Annotated in this window: 18 protein-coding genes; 9 read left to right on the plus strand and 9 right to left on the minus strand. The window is 65.6% G+C overall.

Going from position 1 to position 18,061, the window contains the following annotated elements; all coding sequences use genetic code 11:
* Positions 1-35: 35 nt before the first annotated feature.
* Together RFN30_RS04010 and RFN30_RS04015 are read right to left on the minus strand one after the other, a co-directional pair.
* Entirely contained in the window at positions 36-1,694 is a 1,659-nt protein-coding gene (locus tag RFN30_RS04010) for an acyl-CoA synthetase (RefSeq protein ID WP_320260816.1), read from the minus strand.
* Positions 1,695-1,773: 79 nt separating this feature from the next.
* Positions 1,774-2,619 (minus strand): helix-turn-helix transcriptional regulator, encoded by an 846-nt coding sequence (locus tag RFN30_RS04015; RefSeq protein WP_320260817.1) that lies wholly within the window; start codon positions 2,617-2,619, stop codon positions 1,774-1,776.
* Between the two features lie 141 nt (positions 2,620-2,760).
* On the opposite strand from RFN30_RS04015, the gene RFN30_RS04020 reads away from it, so the two are divergent.
* Positions 2,761-3,150, plus strand: coding sequence for a VOC family protein (locus RFN30_RS04020; RefSeq protein WP_320260818.1), 390 nt, complete (start codon positions 2,761-2,763; stop codon positions 3,148-3,150).
* Positions 3,151-3,153: 3 nt separating this feature from the next.
* Here RFN30_RS04020 and RFN30_RS04025 read toward each other — a convergent pair whose 3' ends face one another.
* The gene (locus RFN30_RS04025; RefSeq protein WP_320260819.1) at positions 3,154-3,852 is read right to left on the minus strand and encodes a helix-turn-helix transcriptional regulator; all 699 of its coding nucleotides are present in this window, start codon (positions 3,850-3,852) and stop codon (positions 3,154-3,156) included.
* A 145-nt stretch (positions 3,853-3,997) separates the two neighbouring features.
* Here RFN30_RS04025 and RFN30_RS04030 point away from each other — a divergent pair, with 145 nt between their 5' ends.
* Entirely contained in the window at positions 3,998-4,402 is a 405-nt protein-coding gene (locus RFN30_RS04030) for a VOC family protein (RefSeq protein ID WP_320260820.1), read from the plus strand.
* Between the two features lie 108 nt (positions 4,403-4,510).
* A complete protein-coding gene (locus RFN30_RS04035) occupies positions 4,511-6,064 on the plus strand; it encodes a serine hydrolase (protein WP_320260821.1) in 1,554 nt (517 codons plus the stop codon).
* 26 nt (positions 6,065-6,090) lie between these two features.
* On the opposite strand, the gene RFN30_RS04040 is transcribed toward RFN30_RS04035, so the two are convergent.
* On the minus strand, positions 6,091-7,026 hold the full coding sequence (locus RFN30_RS04040) for a hypothetical protein (protein WP_320260822.1): 936 nt from the start codon (positions 7,024-7,026) through the stop codon (positions 6,091-6,093).
* Between the two features lie 175 nt (positions 7,027-7,201).
* Between RFN30_RS04040 and RFN30_RS04045 the strand changes: the two genes are divergently transcribed.
* Positions 7,202-8,305 carry a KamA family radical SAM protein gene (locus tag RFN30_RS04045; protein ID WP_320260823.1) on the plus strand — a complete coding sequence of 368 codons (1,104 nt, stop codon included), beginning with the start codon at positions 7,202-7,204 and terminating at the stop codon, positions 8,303-8,305.
* Positions 8,306-8,396: 91 nt separating this feature from the next.
* Positions 8,397-9,218 carry a BA14K family protein gene (locus RFN30_RS04050; protein ID WP_320260824.1) on the plus strand — a complete coding sequence of 274 codons (822 nt, stop codon included), beginning with the start codon at positions 8,397-8,399 and terminating at the stop codon, positions 9,216-9,218.
* Positions 9,219-9,522: 304 nt separating this feature from the next.
* Here RFN30_RS04050 and RFN30_RS04055 read toward each other — a convergent pair whose 3' ends face one another.
* Positions 9,523-10,656, minus strand: a complete 1,134-nt coding sequence (locus RFN30_RS04055; RefSeq protein WP_320260972.1) for an alpha-hydroxy acid oxidase — start codon at positions 10,654-10,656, stop codon at positions 9,523-9,525.
* Positions 10,657-10,851: 195 nt separating this feature from the next.
* Here RFN30_RS04055 and RFN30_RS04060 point away from each other — a divergent pair, with 195 nt between their 5' ends.
* Positions 10,852-11,442 carry a TetR/AcrR family transcriptional regulator gene (locus RFN30_RS04060; RefSeq protein WP_320260825.1) on the plus strand — a complete coding sequence of 197 codons (591 nt, stop codon included), beginning with the start codon at positions 10,852-10,854 and terminating at the stop codon, positions 11,440-11,442.
* A gap of 350 nt (positions 11,443-11,792) precedes the next feature.
* Positions 11,793-12,179 carry a globin family protein gene (locus tag RFN30_RS04065; protein WP_430694649.1) on the plus strand — a complete coding sequence of 129 codons (387 nt, stop codon included), beginning with the start codon at positions 11,793-11,795 and terminating at the stop codon, positions 12,177-12,179.
* Between the two features lie 382 nt (positions 12,180-12,561).
* Here the strand turns inward: RFN30_RS04065 and RFN30_RS04070 are convergent, their stop codons facing one another.
* The gene (locus RFN30_RS04070) at positions 12,562-13,947 is read right to left on the minus strand and encodes an FAD-binding oxidoreductase (protein ID WP_320260826.1); all 1,386 of its coding nucleotides are present in this window, start codon (positions 13,945-13,947) and stop codon (positions 12,562-12,564) included.
* Between the two features lie 192 nt (positions 13,948-14,139).
* Here RFN30_RS04070 and RFN30_RS04075 point away from each other — a divergent pair, with 192 nt between their 5' ends.
* Positions 14,140-15,660 carry an FAD-dependent oxidoreductase gene (locus tag RFN30_RS04075; protein WP_320260827.1) on the plus strand — a complete coding sequence of 507 codons (1,521 nt, stop codon included), beginning with the start codon at positions 14,140-14,142 and terminating at the stop codon, positions 15,658-15,660.
* An 83-nt stretch (positions 15,661-15,743) separates the two neighbouring features.
* On the opposite strand, the gene RFN30_RS04080 is transcribed toward RFN30_RS04075, so the two are convergent.
* The 3 genes from RFN30_RS04080 to RFN30_RS04090 form a co-directional block, all read right to left on the minus strand.
* On the minus strand, positions 15,744-15,932 hold the full coding sequence (locus RFN30_RS04080) for a hypothetical protein (protein WP_320260973.1): 189 nt from the start codon (positions 15,930-15,932) through the stop codon (positions 15,744-15,746).
* Positions 15,933-16,041: 109 nt separating this feature from the next.
* The gene (locus RFN30_RS04085; protein ID WP_320260828.1) at positions 16,042-16,251 is read right to left on the minus strand and encodes a cold-shock protein; all 210 of its coding nucleotides are present in this window, start codon (positions 16,249-16,251) and stop codon (positions 16,042-16,044) included.
* Positions 16,252-16,516: 265 nt separating this feature from the next.
* Entirely contained in the window at positions 16,517-16,966 is a 450-nt protein-coding gene (locus RFN30_RS04090; protein WP_320260829.1) for a hypothetical protein, read from the minus strand.
* Positions 16,967-17,219: 253 nt separating this feature from the next.
* Here RFN30_RS04090 and minC point away from each other — a divergent pair, with 253 nt between their 5' ends.
* On the plus strand, positions 17,220-18,059 hold the full coding sequence (minC, locus tag RFN30_RS04095; protein ID WP_320260830.1) for a septum site-determining protein MinC: 840 nt from the start codon (positions 17,220-17,222) through the stop codon (positions 18,057-18,059).
* The last annotated feature ends 2 nt before the right edge of the window (positions 18,060-18,061 follow it).

Here is an 18,061-nt window from a genome sequence, read left to right on the forward strand (position 1 = left end):
CGACATCTCCCCCTCGAGGAAGGAGATTGGCAGCATCACCCCCTCCGCTTCTCCACCTCGGCCTTCCTCAACAGGAACCGCTGGATCTTGCCGCTCGGGGTCTTCGGCAGCTCGGCGACGAACTCGACCTCGCGCGGATAGGAATGCGCCGAGAGCCGCTTCTTGACATGCTGCGCGAGCTCTTCGGCAAGCGCCTCGCTCCCCTTATAGGCCGGCGCCAGCACCACGAAGGCCTTGACGATCTCGGTGCGCTGCGGGTCGGGTACGCCGACCACCGCCGCCTCGTTGACCGCCGGATGCTCGATCAACGCGCTTTCGACGTCGAACGGGCCGATGCGGTAGCCGGCCGAGGTGATGACGTCGTCGGCCCGGCCGATGAAGGAGACCGAGCCGTCCGGCTCGTACTCCACCGTGTCGCCGGTGCGATAGTAGCCGCCGGCGATCGCCGGCGTCTCCGCCTGGTGGTAGCCGTCGAACCAGCGCAGCGGCGAGTTCGCGATATCGACGGCAAGGACGCCCGGCTGGTTGGGACCGAGCTCGTTGCCGGCTTCGTCCAGCACCACCATGCGGTAGCCCGGCATGGCAAAGCCGGCCGAGCCCGCGCGAACCGTGTGCGCCAGACCATGATGGTTGTTGACCATCATGCCGTTCTCGGTCTGGCCGTAATGGTCGTGGATGGGCGCAGCGAGGTGGGCGTCGAACCAGCGGATCACTTCCGGGTTGAGCGGCTCGCCGGCGCTGCTCACCACCCGCAGCTTGCCCTTGACGCGGGCGGCCGCCTCGGGGCCTTCCGCCATCAGCAGGCGATAGGCGGTCGGCGAGCCGGCGAGGCTGGTGACGCCCAGCCGCTCAATGATGTCGTAGGTGCTTTTGGCGTTGAAGGCGCCTTCATAGAAGGTGGTGGCGATGCCGAGCTGCAACGGCCCGGTGATGGCATAGTAGAGCCCATAGGCCCAGCCCGGATCGGCGATGTTCCAGAAAATGTCGTCGGCGCGCAGCCCGATCGCGTCGCGCATATAGGCGCCGAAGGCGAGCAGGGCGCGGAGAGGCACCGGCACGCCCTTCGGGTGCCCGGTGGTGCCGGAGGTCGACATCATCATGAAGAGGTCGGAGCCCTTGCGCATCACCGGCTCGCAATCGGGGGAGGCGGCGGCACAGGCCGCGCGGAAATCGATGTCGCCTTCGGGCAGGGTGTCGCCGGGCCCGAGGATGGTCGCGATGCGCGGATGGTCCTCCACCTCGTCGAGCTTGCCGCGGTTTGCCGGATTGGTCACCACGAGCTTCGCCTTGCTGTAGCTCAGCCGATGCTCGATCGCCTTCGGTCCGAAGGCGGTGAACAGCGGCTGGTAGACGGCGCCGATGTGCCAGGCGCCGAAGATCAGCGCCACCAGTTCGGGAATGCGCGGCAACATGCCGGCCACAACGTCGCCGGGGCGGACGCCGAGATCCTTCAGGAGATTGCCGACACGGCCCGACATGTCGGCGAGATCATCAAAACTGTATTCGCGCAGGTCGCCATTGGCGGAGATCGCCCGCAGCGCCAGCCGGTTTTCGCCGGTATAGCGGCCGCAGCATTCGACATAGGCGTTGATGCCGCTCGCCGGATCGCCGTGCAGCCGGGCGATCTCGTCCTCGATGCGGAAGCGCCGCACGGCGTCCTCATGGCGCGGCAGCGTCGCTGACATTTCGGTCATGGCAATCCTCCCTCGGCCGCACCCACCTCCCAATGACGTGGGCTGATGAGAGATTGCCCGAAAACCCGGCGCTGGTCGATTATGGCGAAAGTCGGGGAGAGGGGCGCGCTCGCAGGCTTTCGCCACGCTTCCGATAAAGGCTGACCGTCATGCCCTTGCCGACCCCCGCAGGCGTCAGCATGAAATAGTCATAGATCACGACCTCGCCATTCGGCCCGACCAGCCGCTTCGACCAGATCGGCGCTTCCTCGACGCGCATCTCGGCCCATTGCCGATCGAACTCCGGGCTCAGCGTTCTGAGCGGATCGAGCACGGCGCGGATGTCGGCGGCCGCCGCATAGCCGACCGTCGCCGCGCGGAACTGCGCGATCGCCGAGCGCGCCACCACCTCCCAGTCGGCAAACAGCGCGCGCCAGCCCGGATCGAGGAAGAGCCGCGTGAGCAGGTTGCGCTTCACCGGGTCCTCCGGGTCGAACCCGCCGAACAGCGCTGCCGCCTCGTCATTCCATGCCGCGAAATCCCAGGCGCGGTTCAGCACATAGGCCGGGTTGGGCGAAAGCGCCGTAAGCAGGTCAGCTATCCACGGATCGGGCGAGGAACCTTCGGACGGGGAAGTCTCGGGCAGCCATTCCGGCTTCGCGAGTTTGAACAGATGCTCGCGCTCGACCGGCAAGAGTTTCAGCACATCGGCGAGTGCATTGAGCACCTGGGCGGAAGGGTTGGCCTCGCGCCCCTGTTCCAGCCAGGTGTACCAGGTGGCGCTGATGCCGGCGAGCAGCGCGACCTCCTCGCGCAGGAGGCCCGAGCCGCGCCGTCGCGTGCCGATGCTGATGCCATGCCGTGAAGGTTGCACCCGCTCACGCATGGCGCGCAGGAAGCGACCGAGCTCCTTGCGTCTGTCCGTCCCAGCCGCCCGTTCCAGCATGCCCGTACCTCGAAAGGGGTAGCGGCGCTACCAGCAGCGCTGCTCATCTTGTACCACCTTGCTACCAGTATAAATGGGACGGCGCTTCTGACAAACGCACCGGTCGCACGCGACACGGCCGACTGGCCAAGGATCCCAAAAATGAACGCGCTGAAAAAGATCAGGAATATTGACTACACCGTCATCTTCGCCCGCGACATGCAACGCATGCGGTGCTTCTACGAAGACGTGATGGGCTTTCACGTCCATTCGAGTCTGGGCGAGGGCTGGACTGCCTACCAGGTCGGTTCCTGCCTTTTGGCGCTGACCCAGCGCGGCGTGATGTTCAACGACGCGCCGACGCCGTCAGGTGCGCTCTCCCTGCAACTCGCCTTCCGTGTCGCGCCCGCTGAGGTCGACCAGTGCGCCGAGGCGCTGCGAGAGAAGGGCGTCGCCATCGAGAAGGAGCCGGCCGACCAGCCCTGGGGTCACCGCACGTTGTTCTTCCGCGATCCGGATGGAAATGTGCTGGAGATCTATGCGGACATTTAGGGATCAGGGCAGGCGCAGCCCTTGCGCTTCCATGTGCCGTTTCCAGCGGCTGCGCAGCTCTGCCGGCCGGCAGCCGATGCGCTCGTGGAGGAAGGTGGCGGCGCTGATGCGGTCGATGCGGAAATGGCGGAAATCCTGGCGCTGCTCGCACCAGGCTGCGAGCAGCCGTACCGTCTCGGCATAGCCGATCATCGTCGGCCAGATGACGCGTTCGCTCTCCTCCTCGCGTTCGTTGCGGTAGCGGATGCGGATCTTGTGGCCGTTGCGGATCGATGCCCGCGCCCGTGCGATGTCGAGCCCGTCCGGCAGGCTTGCGCGGCTGAGCGGCGCGCCGACGGTTGGATTGCTGACGAAGGGGCGCAACCGCTCGGGCACCACGGTGGCGATCTTGGCGATGAGGTCGCGCGCCGCTCCCGCCAGCACCGCATCGCCCTTGTAGGCCACCCATTGCGCGCCGAGCACCGCCGCTTCCAGCTCGTCCGGCGTCAGCATCAGCGGCGGCATGTCGTAGTCGCTGTCGAGCACGTAGCCGAGACCGGCCTCGCCGCGGATCGGCACGCGCTGACCGATGAGGTCGGCGATGTCGCGATAGACCGAACGGCGCGAGGTCTCGAGTTCCTCGGCGATCCGGCTGGCGGTGATCGGGTGGGTCGAGCGCCGCAGGATCTGGATGATCTGGAACAGTCTGTCTGCGCGGCGCAAGGCATGTCTCCTGTTGCCACTATGGTGGCAGCAGGGTTGATCCACAAGTCGGGCATGGCGCCTCAGCGGGGCGCTTTCGCCGACGGAGAAGGCTCCGCGGCCCGCCGACGGAGAAGGCTCCGCGGCTAAAAGACGGAGAAGAACCATGAATTTCGTTTCGACCCGCATCATCACCGCGGACGTCAAGCGGCTGGTCGACTTCTATGAAGAGGTGACCGGCTCGAAGCTCACGCTTTACACCGAAGATTTCGCAGAGCTGATCACCGAGGCCGGCACGCTCGCCATCGGCAGCACGCGTACCTTGCAGCTCTTCGGCGGCGACCATGTCGCGCAACCCGCCGCCAACCGGACGGCGATCATCGAGTTCCGCGTCGCCGATGTCGACGCCGAGTACCGGCGGCTCGCCGATCGCATCGCGGGCTCACTGGCGCAGGCGCCGACCACCATGCCCTGGGGCAATCGCTCGCTGCTGTTCCGCGATCCCGACGGCAACCTCGTCAACTTCTTCACGCCGGTCACCGCCGAGGCGATCCGGAAGTTCGAGAGATGACAGAGAATGTGCGAATTGCATCGCCGCGTCGGATGGCCGAGGCGGGATTGGCCCCGCCAGCGGCGGCCTGTGCAATCGCTGGGTGAATGCAGGGAGGGGAGGCGCCTGATGCGGCTTGATCGGAATCTCTGTCATTTGAGCATTTGGGCCTTCGTCCTGATGGCCCTTTGGTCGCCTGCAGTGTCGGCGGATCCCATCACGCCCGAACGCCTTACGGTCGCGCTGTCGAAGCTCGAGGCGCTGGCGCAAGGCGCGGTCGCGGACGGCGCGGTACCCGGTCTCGCCATCGCGGTCGTTCACGACGACGATGTTATCTTCCTGAAAGGGTTTGGCCATCGCGAGGTCGGCAAGCCCGAGACCGTCGACGCCGACACTGTGTTCCAGATCGCTTCGCTCTCCAAGCCGGTCTCCGCTACGGTCGTGGCGGCGCTGGTCAGCGATCACGTCGTGTCCTGGGATTCGAAGATCGCCGACCTCGACCCGGCTTTTCGGCTCGCCGATCCCTATCCGACCAGCCAGCTCACCATCCGCGATCTCTTCGCGCATCGCAGCGGGCTTCCGGGCACCGCCGGGGACGACCTCGAGGACATTGGCTACGATCGTGCCACGATCCTGCATCGCCTGCGTTTCGTGCCGCCGTCGTCGAGCTTTCGCGCCGGCTATTCCTACAGCAATTTCGGGCTGACCGAGGGCGCCGTCGCGGCCGCGATGCCGACGGGCAAATCCTGGGAGGAGGTCGCCGATGAAAAGCTCTATCGTCCGCTCGGCATGGCCTCGACCAGCTCCCGTCACGAGGATTTCATCAATCACGCCGATCGCGCAGCACTTCACGTCAGGGTCGATGGCGTCTGGACCGCGAAGATCAAGCGCGATCCGGATGCGCAGGCGCCCGCCGGCGGCGTCAGCTCCAACGCGCGCGATCTCGCGCAATGGGTGCGCCTGCTGCTGGGCGACGGCGTCTATGCCGGCAAGCCGCTGATTGCCGCCGATGCGCTCGACCAGACGCATGTGCCCTTGATGACGCGGGGCAAGAACCCCGTCTCCGGCGGCGAATCCTTCTACGGCCTTGGCTGGAATGTCGAATTCGGCCGGCACGGACTGAGCTGGGGTCATGCCGGCGCCTTCAGCGTCGGCGCGCGCACGGTGGTGACGCTGTTCCCGAAGGAGAAGCTCGGCATCGTCGTCCTGACCAACGCCTTCCCGACGGGCGTGCCGGAAGGTTTATCAAGCAGCTTCGCCGATCTGGTCTTTGACGGTTCGGTCGAGAAGGATTGGATCGCGGCCTGGGACGCGATCTATGCCGGTCTGTTCGGTCCGGCGGTCGAGGCGGCGAAGGCCGCCTATGCCAAGCCGTCGTCTCCGGCAAGGCCGGCCGCACCGGCCAGCGCCTATGCCGGCCACTATGCCAACGACTTCATCGGCGACGCGGTCGTGTCGGGTGCCGGTGACGGCCTGGTGCTCAAGCTCGGGCCATCAGGTGCGCGATCCTATTCTCTGGCGCATTTCGACGGCGACCGCTTCGTGACCTTCCCCGACGCCGAAACGCCAGACAGGCCCGCCGGCGTCAGCTTCGTCGTCGGCCCCGACGGCAAGGCGTCGGCCATGACAATCGATTTTCTCGACGACAACCATCTGGGCACATTGCAGCGTACGGGCAACTAAATCGCGCGGCGAAGTTTGCTCCGGCGTCAGGAGGCCTGGCCGTAGTGAAGCAGCTTGAAGCAATCGCCGCTGCCCGACTTCGTCTGCGTCAGCAGGAGTTTCGACCTGTCGATCCATTCCTGCTGTGATTTGGCGTCGGCTTCGATTGCGTCGGCCGGCAGGAGGGCGACGAAGCTCTTGCCCTTGCTGAAGAGCCAGCACGCACGGCCGAGAAACCGCCTGCTGCGCTGACGCAGGAGGTCGGCGTCATAGAAGATGTCGAGCACCTCGTGCTTGATCTTCTGTTCCTTGTCGGGCTTGGCGACCGCCGCCTCCACCGGCTCGTCGCCGATCGCATCATGCAGGTCCTTGTAGTCGAGGCCGAGCTGTGTCGTGGCGTATTTGATCTCGTTCTCGTCGCGCACGATGTTGAACCACAGCGTCGGATCGAGCTCGTTGACGACAAAGGTGGCTTCGAGGTCGCGCGACAGGTTCAGGAGGTCGAAGTCCCGGACATCGACATCTCGTTCGACCAGGAGGATCTTTTCGACCTGTTTGGCGAGCTCGGTGCCCTTGGCGCTGATCGCGGCGTTGTTTCCGCCGTGTTCGGGGCCGACATAGGCGCCGCCCTGGTCCAGCACCTCGTCGAACTCGCCGAGCGTTTCGATGACAGGGGCGCCGCGGGCAACACGCGCCGCCAGCCTGGCGAGCACCTGCTGCAACTCGGTCTCGCGTTTGCGCTGGTCCTGATAGTTCTGCTGGAAGAAGAAGATGAATAGCGAAACGCCGATGCCGATCAGGATCACGCCCAGCTGCGAGAAGATGTTGCGGTAATATTCCAGCAGCTTTTCGCGGTGGCGTATGTCGTCGCGCACGCTGTGGGCCACGCGCAGATTGACGATCAGCGAGAGGAGGAGCAGGCCTGTGCCGACAAGGACCAGCCCGCCGATCAGAAGGTAGCCATGGCCTGTGCTGAAATCCATGCGTGTCGCCCCGAAGCCCGACTACGCAGACTAATACCATTCCGCTGAAAGAACTATCCGAACGGCATAGAGTGTGCGGAGGCGAGGCAGCGGGTGCCTGTCTGCGGCAACCATAGCGGTTGACCCCGTCGCCCATCCAGCCGATATCGCCCGCAAAAACCGCCCGAGACCCCCGATGACCTCAGACGCCATTCTCAAGGAAGCCGCAGCGCCCGACGCCGCCTGGCAGGATGATGTCCGCGCCGGCGTGCGCCATGTCCGTGACCTGGCCTCGCTCCCGCTCTCGCCCGCCGAGCGCGCGGCCGCGCAGGAAGCCGCAGCCAGCCACAAGGTACGCATCCCGAAAGCTTACCTCGACCTGATCGACTGGAGCGATCCGCATGATCCGATCCGTGCCCAGGTGATCCCGTCGCCAGACGAGCTGATCGCCGCAGAGGGCGAGCTTGAAGACCCGATCGGCGACCATGCCTACAGCCCGGTGCCGCGGCTAACGCACCGCCATGCCGACCGCGTGCTTTTGTTTCCCACCTATCAATGCGCGGTCTATTGCCGTTTCTGCTTCCGCAAAGAGTCGCTGACTTCGATCGGCCGCGGCTATACGCGGGAGGCCCTGGAGCCGGCGCTGGCCTACATCGCCGGGCACGAGGAGATCCGCGAGGTGATCCTGACCGGCGGCGATCCGCTGTCGCTGCCCGACAAGGCGCTGGCCGAAATCCGCGGCCGCATCGAGGCGATCCCGCATGTGCGACTCTTGCGCATCCACACCCGCGTGCCGGTGGCGCTGCCGTCGCGCATCACGCCCGGCCTTGTGGCGGCCCTGCAGGGCCGGCTGATGGTGACGGTGGTCACCCACTTCAACCATCCGCGGGAGATCACGCCGAACGCCGAAACGGCCTGCCGGACGATGCGCCAGGCGGGTTTCGTGCTGCTCAACCAGAGCGTTCTGCTCAAGGGCGTCAACGATCGCGTCGAGGTGTTGGAAGAGCTCTGCCGCGAGCTGATGTATCGCCTCGGAGTAAAGCCCTATTACCTGCATCATGGCGACCTGGCGCTCGGTATGGCGCACCGCCGCACGACGATTGCCGAGGGCCAGGCGCTGGTCGCCGAACTGCGCGCTCGGCTCTCCGGCATCTGCAATCCGACCTATGTCATCGATTTGCCCGACGGCGGCGGCAAGGTGCCGCTTGGCGTCAGCCATATCGAGGGTCGCGACGGTGAGATTTGGCGGATTCGCGGGCAGGACGGGAAGGTGAGGGAGTATCGCGAGGTGGTCGGCTAGCGCCTTTCTTCGGGGCGGGGAACTTTCATGGGGACGGGGAACCTCCGTCCCGTGCCTGGCATTCTATGAGCGGGGGCTTAAGGAGCGCAGCGTGAAGGCTTTGTTGGGAATCGTCGGCGGCTTCGTGCTGACCCTGGCCGTGTTCGCCTCAGGACTTGCCTTCGCCACCTGGCTGCTGGCTGCCAAGCCGGTGCGCCAGGCGACGCCGGCAATCGGCGTTTCCGAGCTATGGACCAAAGACGCCCAGCCGGTCGATCCGGGCAAGCAGCAGCTTGAACGCATTCCCGCCCAGCAGGCGGCAGGCGCGCCCACCAAGGCCGATGAGAGCGCCAAGGCGGATGCCGGCGCGCAGACCACTGCTCTCGCAACTCCGCAACCCGCCGCGCCACGGCAATTGCAGCCATTGCCCGGACTCTCCCCGAACGCGCAGCCCGCGCCAGATGCCAATGCGGCCGCCCAGCCCGTCGGGCAGGCGCCGACACAGCAGGCCCGATTGCCCGCCGCCCATCTCGAATGGTGCGCCAACCGCTATCGTAGCTATCGTCCGGAAGAAAACAGCTACCGCTCCTACAGCGGCGAGCTGCGTCCCTGCGTCTCGCCTTATTTCGATCCGGGCGGCGACAATACCGCCTCGACCGACGCAGGTCAGAATGACCAGGCCGATCAGGGTGAGGTGACCGACGACCAGGCCGAGATGGAAGGCTACGCTCCAACGCGTGACGGCTACGCCACCACCTATGGCGGCCCGCCGGAAGAGATTTCGCCAGAGGAACAGGCCCCCAGGGATCGCCTTTTGGGCCCGCAAATGTCGGGCGACCATATCGACTCCTGCTTCAGCCGCTACCGCTCCTATGATCCGCAGGACAACACCTACCAGCCCTATGACGGCGGCCCGCGCCGGCAGTGCGAGTAGCGCTCGACTCCCCGGGGGGTGAGGAATCCAAGCTGGAGCAGCGCCGCGTTCCGTCACACCCCCCTCTGTCCTGCCGGACATCTCCCCCGCAAGGGGGGAGATTGGCAGCCTTGCCCGTCGCACTCCTCCTGCAATGTTGGAGATTGGCGAAGGCAAACACGACATCCGATCTCCCCCCTTGCGGGGGAGATGGTCGGCAGACCAGAGGGGGGTGCTGTCCCGCCGGCGTCTCTGATGCTCGCTCCGCCCCTCATCCGCCCTTCGGGCACCTTCTCCCCGTGAACGGGGAGAAGGGATTGTCGCGCTAATTCAGCACGCGCCCATCGATCTCCGCGACACTTCTTGTCCCGGTCAGCGCCATGGTGACCGACAGTTCCTTGCGCAGGATATCGATGGCCGTCGCCACGCCGGCCTCGCCGCCGGCGCCGAGGCCGTAGACATAGGCGCGCCCGACCAGGCAGGCGCGGGCGCCCAAGGCGAGCGCCCGCATCACATCCTGGCCCGAACGCACGCCGCCATCGAACAGCACCTCCACCTCCGAGCCCACCGCCTCGGCGATCCTGGGCAGCATCGAGATGGTGGACGGCGCACCGTCGAGCTGCCGGCCGCCATGGTTGGAGACCACGATGGCGTCGGCGCCCGCCTTGATGGCGCTGCGCGCATCGTCGACGTTGAGGATGCCCTTGAGGATCAGCTTGCCCGGCCAGATGCTGCGGATCCATTCGACATCGCTCCAGCTCAGCGTCGCGTCGAACTGATGCGCCACCCAGTCGGCGACAGCCTTGATACTGTCCTCGCCCTTCACATGGCCGGCGAGATTGCCGAACGTCCAGCGCTTTGCCGTGATCATGCGGGCCGCCCAGACCGGCCTGCTGGCGATGTCAAGAATGGTACGGACTTTCAGCGCCGGCGGCACCGAAAGCCCGTTCCTGACATCGGCATGGCGCTGCCCCAGCACCTGCAGGTCGACGGTGAGCACCAACGCGCTGCAGCGGGCGTCGAGCGCGCGCTCGACGAGCGAGCGCACGAAGCCGCGGTCCTTCATCACATAGAGCTGGAACCAGAACGGATAGCCGACCGCCTCCGCCACGTCCTCGATCGAGCAGATCGACATCGTGCTCATCGTATAGGGAATGCCGGCGGCCTTTGCCGCGCGGCAGGCGAGGATCTCGCCATCGGCCCACTGCATGCCGCCGAGGCCGATCGGCGCCAGCGCCACCGGCAGCGACACCTTCTCGCCGAGGATCATGGTTGCCGTTTCGCGCTGCTCGACGTCGACCAGCACGCGCTGCCTGAGCGTGATGCGCTCGAGGTCGGCGCGGTTGGCGCGCAGCGTCTGTTCGGCATAGGAGCCGGCCTCGGCATAGTCGAAGAAGACGCGCGGCACCCGGCGCCGCGCCGCCCGGCGCAGGTCCTCGATGCAGGTCATGGTCGTCATCAGCTTCGGCGCTGCCGCGGTTACCCCGATCGCGTCGGGCAGCGTCACGATCCCTGTCGGGACATCGAGCACCGTGGGGACTACTTTTTCCATCGTCGTCCTCCGTAGAATATTAGCTTGCGCTGATCATTGAAGGCCGTGTGCCCGCCGATGTAAATTCACTAGCGAGTATACTTACGGCGACGGCGGTGCCCCATGCCCAGAGCCTCCGACGAGACCAGGCCCGCAATCCTGCAGGCGGCTTACAAGCTGTTTCGCCGCCGGGGTTTTTTCCGCGTCGGCATGGACGAGATCGCGGACGCCGCGGGCGTCACCAAGCGCACGCTCTACTATCACTTCGACAGCAAGGACGCGCTGCTGACGGCGGTGCTCGCCTCGCAGCACGAGCGCGCCTTCGCCGACTTCCAGAATTACGGCATCGACCTGTCGGGCGGCGCGGACGCGCTGATCGACAAGCTGTTCGAGGGGCTGGTCAAATGGTCGTCCAAGCCGCGCTGGGCGGGCTCCGGCTTCACCCGCCTGGCGATCGAGCTCGCCGACCTGTCGGGCCATCCCGCGCGCTCGATCGCGCGCCAGCACAAGGCCCTGATGGAGCAGCAGCTGGAAATGCTGCTTGCCGGAGCGAACGTGCCGTCGCCGAAGGCGCGGGCGCGCGAACTTGCCCTGCTGATCGAAGGCGCAATGGTGATGATCCTGATCCATGGCGACCGCAGCTATTGCACGGCTGCAGCGGATGCGGCGAAGCGGTTGGTGGCGAAGAGCGATTCCTCGCCGCCGATGTCGTGAAGAACGCGAACTGGAATAGCACGGCGTTCCGTCACACCCCCCTCTGGTCTGCCGACCATCTCCCCCGCAAGGGGGGAGATCAGACTTCGCCACCGCTTTCGCCAATCTCCAACGTTGCAGGATTGGCGGGGCGCCGAAACGGCCAATCTCCCCCCTTGCGGGGGAGATGTCCGGCAGGACAGAGGGGGGTGCTTCGCGCCTTCCGTCTATGGTTGTCTTTGCGCATTCGACCGCCTTGCAACCTGATACCCAACTGAGACAAGCCTGAAACACACCGCCTCCACAACCGGCATCCCCGCGAAACGCTCGCGCCGGATGCTTGCAGGCTAGCAAACGCGGAGGAGCGCCCGATGACACCGGACCAGATCAGGCTTGTGCAGGATAGTTTTCGCGAGGTGTTCCCGATCAAGACGGCGGCCGCGGGCTTGTTCTATGAGAAGCTGTTTGCCATCGACGGCAGCCTCAAGGCGCTGTTTCGCACAACCGACATGAGCAAGCAGGGCGCCAAGCTGATGGCGGCCTTGGGCTTCGTGGTGCACGGGCTTTCCCGCGCCGAGACCATCCTGCCCACCGTGCAGGATCTCGCCAGGCGCCATGTCGGCTACGGCGTCGAGGAGCACCATTACGGAACCGTCGGCCAGGCGCTGATCGAGACGCTCGAAGCAGGCCTCGGCGAGGCTTCACGCCGGACGTGCGTGAAGCCTGGCAAGCCGCCTACGGCCTGCTTGCGAACGTGATGATTGCCGCCGCGCGGGAGGTGCAGATCGCGGCTTGAGTTAGTTTGGTCTCTCGCCCCGCTGGAGCGAAGGGCCGAGCCAAGCCGAGGCGGAGAGGGGGCTTTGTACGGAGTTCCCCCTCTCCGTCTTGGCTTGGCGGAACCGAGCGACGAGGGAGAGGAACCTAGTCTGGAACAGCGCCGAGTTCCGTCACACCCCCCTCTGTCCTGCCGGACATCTCCCCCGCAAGGGGGGAGATTGGATGTCACGCCGGCTTTCGCCAATCGCCGACGTTGCGGGACAAGCACCGGCGATCAAGCTGCCAATCTCCCCCCTTGCGGGGGAGATGTCCGGCAGGACAGAGGGGGGTGCTGTCCCGCCGGCTTCTCAAAACGCAACGCCCTCACTCTCCCGAAACAACCTTCCCCGGATTCATCACATTGCCCGGATCGATCATCGCCTTGATCATCCTTGCCAATTCCCGCTTCACCGGGTCGGCGTGGCGCTCATAGGCGTCGCGCTTGTCGAGCCCCACCCCGTGCTCGGCCGAGAACGAGCCGCCGGCCTCGTTGAGCCCGGCATAGAGCACATCCTCGATCGCCTCATGCCGCTCATGCGAAAGCGGGCCGTCGGTGTTGATCGAGATGTGCAGATTGCCGTCGGCGAGATGGCCGAACACGTAGGGTGCGTAGGAAGCGTCGATCTTCTTCAGCCCGGCTTCGATGCGCGCCACATATTGATCGAGCGCGCCGCCGGGCACCGACACGTCGAAGGAGGGCGGCAGATGGTGCATGCGCTCGATCTGCTCCGTCTCCTCGCGCAGCCGCCACATCGCCGCAGCCTGCGCCTCGGAACTCGCGACCAGCCCGTCGACGATTGCTGCCTCTTCCCAGATCGCCGCCAGCCCGTCCTCCAGCGCAGCCCGCGCCGTCTCCACGCTATCGGCGCCCAAGCCCAGCACCAGCAGGCAGGGCGCCTCCAGCGGCAACTGTCCAGGCGCGTAGCCCAGCGCCTTTTGCATGGCGGCGGCAAAGCGCCGCCACAGAATCTCGGCGGCGGTAAGCCGCGTGCCGGTTTGGCCCAAAAAGTGCAGCACGATGCGCTGCGCGCTCGCCGCATCCGGCACCCCGACGAGCGCAGTGGCGCTGGCTCGAGCCACCGGATCGAGCCGTAGCGCCACGCGGGTGACGATGCCGAGCGTGCCCTCCGCGCCGATGAACAGGTGCTTCAGGTCATAGCCGGCGCTGGTCTTCAGCACCCGGGCGAGGTCGGAAAAGGTGCGCCCATCCGGCAGCACGGCCTCCAGGCCCAGCACGCGGTGGCGCATCGTGCCGTTGCGAAAGGCCATGATGCCGCCGGCATTGGTGGAAACCATGCCGCCGATGGTGGCGCTGCCGCGCGCGGCAAGGTCGATGCCGGGGTCGAGTCCATGCACCGCCGCCGCTTCCTGCAACGCCCCAAGCGTCGTGCCGGCCTGGACGATCGCCACGCGCGCGAACGGGTCGATCTCCTCGATCCTGTTGAGCCCGCCGAGGTCGCAGATCACCTGGCCCGCAGAAGTCGCCGCCCCGCCCGCCAGCCCCGTGCGCCCGCCCTGCGCAACCAGCCCGATGCTGCGCTCCGCGCAGAATTTCACCAGCGCCGCGACGCTCGCCGTGTCGGTCGGGCGCACCAGCGCCGAAGCGCCGAAATTGCGGGTGTCGAAGCCGGGATCGCGCGAGGCGAGCTCGCCGGCGTCCCACACGGTGGCGTTGGGGCAGGCGTCGCGAAGGGAGGGGAGGAGGGACATGGGTGGATCCGGGAGGGAGCAAGAAGCTCATCCTATAGAGGAACGGCAGCCCGGGAGTCACGCCGGCATGCCGAAGAGAAGGCAGGCGCTGCAAGTCCAGGAACATTCCCGCTTCGGCGGAGTTTGCAAGGATGGCCCGCTCGTTGAGGCGAGAATGGCCGATGCGGTGGGCTTCGTCTCGATGAGAACGCGATGAACGTCAGCAGCGAAGCGACCAGATCCTTTTGGACGCTCGACACCAACCTTCCCAGCGCTCCCCGGCTCGAGCAGGACGAGCATTGCGAGGTGGCCGTCATTGGAGCCGGCATCGCCGGGGTCTCCATTGCCTATGAACTGGCGTTGGCAGGGCGCAAGGTGGTGTTGGTGGACCGCGGCCCCTTGCTCGGCGGCATGACGTCCCGCACGACCGCCCATCTGTCGCCCGTCTGCGACGACGGCCTGGGCGCGCTGATCGAGATGCGCGGCGAGGCTCTCGCGCGCGGCTATCAGCAAAGTCAGCAAGCCGCCGTCGACCGCATCGAACAGCATGTCGCCGATCTGGGGATCGGCTGCGATTTCCGGCGGCTGGACGGGTTCCTCTTCCCGGCCGCTCGGATGGACGAGAAGGACGCCGCCAGGGAATGCGACAAGGAGTATGCGGCCGCCGCAAAGGTCGGCGCTGCCGTCGAGCGTGGCGAGGGTCTACCGCTCACAGGCCATGAATCGGCGCCCATCCTGCGCTATCCGAACCAGGCCACCTTCCATCCGCTGAAATACCTCTGCGCCCTGCTGGCCGATTTCAAGCAGCGAGGCGGCAAGGCATTCGCCGACAGCGCCGTGACCGAAATCAAGGAGGGGGAGGAAGTTCGCCTGAAATGCGACAGCGGCTCCACGCTCACGGCTTCGGTCGCGGTGTTTGCCACCAATTCCCCGATCAACACCTGGGTCAAGATCCACAGCAAGATGGCGCCCTACCGCACCTATGCGATGGCTTTCGATATCGCCAGGGGGCTCCTTCCGGATGCGCTCTACTGGGACATGGACGATCCCTACAATTACGTCCGCCTCACCCCTGGCTCTGGCAGGACTGACTATCTCATCGCCGGCGGTCGCGATCACAAATCGGGCGAAGCCGATGACGGCGACGCGCGCTTTGCCGCGCTCGAGGCATGGATCGCGGCATTGGTCCCCGACCTTGGTCGAGAAAGAGCGAGATGGTCTGGGCAGGTGCTCGAGACGGTCGATTATTGCGGCTTTATCGGCAGAAGTCCCGGCACGGGCAACGTTTTCATCGCCACCGGTGACTCTGGCCAAGGCATGACGCATGGGGCACTGGCCGGACTGCTCATCCGCGATCTGGTCGTGGGCGGAACGAACGACTGGAAGGCTGTGTACGCCCCGGACCGGACGCCGCCCGCCGCGTTTGCGCACTATGTCAACGAGAACCTTACGACGGTGAGGAACCTTGCCGGCTACCTGCTGCCCGGTGAGATCAAGTCGGCCGACGACCTCCAGTCCGGCGAAGGCGGCTTCCTTCAGGACGGCCTGAGCAAGCTCGCTGTGTGCCGCGATCATGACGGAAAGCTGCACAGTCATTCGGCGAGTTGCACGCATCTGGGCTGCATCGTGCGGTGGAATTCCACCGAGCAGTGCTGGGATTGCCCCTGCCACGGCTCGCAGTTCTCGCCAGACGGAGCCGTCCTCAACGGGCCCGCGATCCGACCCTTGGCCTAGCCCGGCCGGCAGCCGTCGGATCGGCGCAGCCGCGGCGCGAAAGTCGCGCCGGGAGACGTGAATCTCCCCAGGGACCTCTGTCGCTATTTACGCCTTGCCGGCTTTTTCTTTGGCGGTGCTTCAACCGGCCCGCGGGCGAGCCTTGCCGCGCGAAGCCGTTCCGTTTTTGCTCGCCTGGCCGCCGCTTCTCCCTCGATTATCCTACGCGCGGTCATGTTGGTGGCCTCGCTCTTGGCGTCGCCCTTCGGCTTGAAAAAACTCGTTTCGGCCATTTTTCTACCTCGCTGTTTAAAACGAAGAAGGTCGGGCAAGCCCGACCTTCTCCACTGCCCCGGGGCCGATGCCAGTACATCCGTGGTCAAAGGCCATGGATGCACCGCATCAGGCCGCCTGGATGTTCTCCGCGGCGCTCTTGCCGCTGCGGGAATCCCTGACAATCTCGAAGTTCACCTTCTGGCCTTCCACCAGGGAGCGCATCCCGGCGCGCTCGACGGCGGAGATATGGACGAACACGTCCGGCTGCCCATTGCCCTGTTCGATGAAGCCGAAGCCTTTGGTGGCGTTGAAAAACTTCACGGTTCCGGTAGTCATACGACTTTCCTTTCAAATCGACGCAAATCATCGCCGCTTGGCGTCATGCCAAACGTCGCAGTCTTCGAAATTGAGAGGGAAGATCGTCAGGGCGCAAAAGCGCGGAAACAACATTCGTTCCACAAGATCGATTTGAAAAACATAGCGCTTAGTCGGAGGTGCGGCAAGGCACGAGCAAAATAATATTATCAATGGCTTTCGTCTTCGGCTTCAGATCATGTGTGGCGCTCAACCAGTCGGCCGAAGCGACAGGGTCTCCTGTCGGTCAACTCGTCCACACCGAGCACCCAACCTTCCGTCCGCTCGCCGGATCCCGCACCACCTTCGCAAACACCCGCCGCAGCCCAACCCTGTTGGCCCTGACTTCCTTGCTCGCGAGGTAGGTCGGGTCGCCGACTTCCCAGTGGTAGCGTGTGTTTGCGGGAGCTCGCTTCCAGGTGAATTTCGAGACGTAAGCCAGTTGGGCCGGCGTGGTGTCGGCGAACCGGCAGTCGATGGTCTCCGGGATCAATCCCTTGGCGGCCATCGCATTGACGACCGCGTTGGCATCGGCCGTCGTCAGCCATCGGTCTATGGCGCTGGTCTGGTCCCGGCCGCTCGTCATGCATCCTCCGAGCAGCATCAGCGCGCCGAGCGTTACGCTCGCCCGGCCTGCCCACTTGCTGACCGCCCATCTGCTGCCTGCCAGTCTGCTGCTTGCCTGATCGATGCGCATGTCCAGGTCCCTTGCTCTGGAAAGAATGGATATCAGCCTGGCCACAGGGTGCCGGTGCGATCTCTTTTTGTATATTAGGAGCTTCACATGCCCGGCTCGTCTTCGGCGGGCCGTGGCGCGCGGGCGGGCTGTGTGGCCGCCCCGCCACAAAACTTAGCCGCGCCAGCTCTTAACGCGTCTCAGTCCCGAAATTAACCTTTTGTTAACCATTGGCCCGGCACCCTTTAACCATTGAGTAAGGATTCGCCTGGTCGTGACCTTCGCCGCCCCTTTGCACAACAAATCCATCCGCTTCCGCGCCCGCTCTTTCGTCGCTTTCACGCTCACCCCGGAAGCTCCCATCGACGACTGGCTGGAGGGGCTCGATCACTGGATCGGCAACTCGCCGGGCTATTTCGCCGGGCGCCCAGTGGTGCTGGATCTCAACACGCTGAAGCCGGGGCCGGAGGAGATCGCCGCACTTGTCGGCGTGCTCGGCTCGCGCGGCATCCGCGTCTATGCCATCGAGCTCGACGGCGGCGAGCTCGGGCCTGACCTGCCGCCGCTGCTCGCCGGCGCCAAGGAGGCGACCGCCGAGGGGCTGCTGGGCAGGGCCGGGCGCAAGGCCAAGGCGGAAGAAATCACGATCGAGACGGCCGCGGTCGAGGAGGTGCAGCCCGGTCAGGTGAGGGCGCAGCAGGATGAACTGTTGAGGCTCGACGAGGCGAAGCCGGAAGCGGCGAAGCCAGAGCCGGGCAGGGTGGTCGAGAGGCATGAACCTTCCGCCGGCACGCTGATGATCAAAGCGCCGATCCGCTCTGGACAGTCGGTCTTCCATCCGCATGGCGACGTCATCGTGCTGGGCTCGGTCGCCTCCGGCTCGGAAATCGTCGCCGGCGGCTCGATCCATGTCTACGGCACGCTGCGCGGCCGCGCGATCGCCGGGTCGGAAGGCAATATTTCGGCGCGCATCTTCTGCCGCAAGAACGAGGCCGAGCTGCTCGCCGTCGACGGCTGGTACACCACGGCCGAGGAGATGGAGGGCGTCTCGCGCGGCAAGGCCGTGCAGGCCTTCCTCGACAACGACGCGCTGTGCGTGGTGCCGCTCGGCTGAGT

It is taken from the genome of Mesorhizobium dulcispinae, from assembly GCF_033977345.1.
In the GTDB taxonomy this organism is placed as follows: Bacteria; Pseudomonadota; Alphaproteobacteria; order Rhizobiales; family Rhizobiaceae; genus Mesorhizobium; species Mesorhizobium dulcispinae.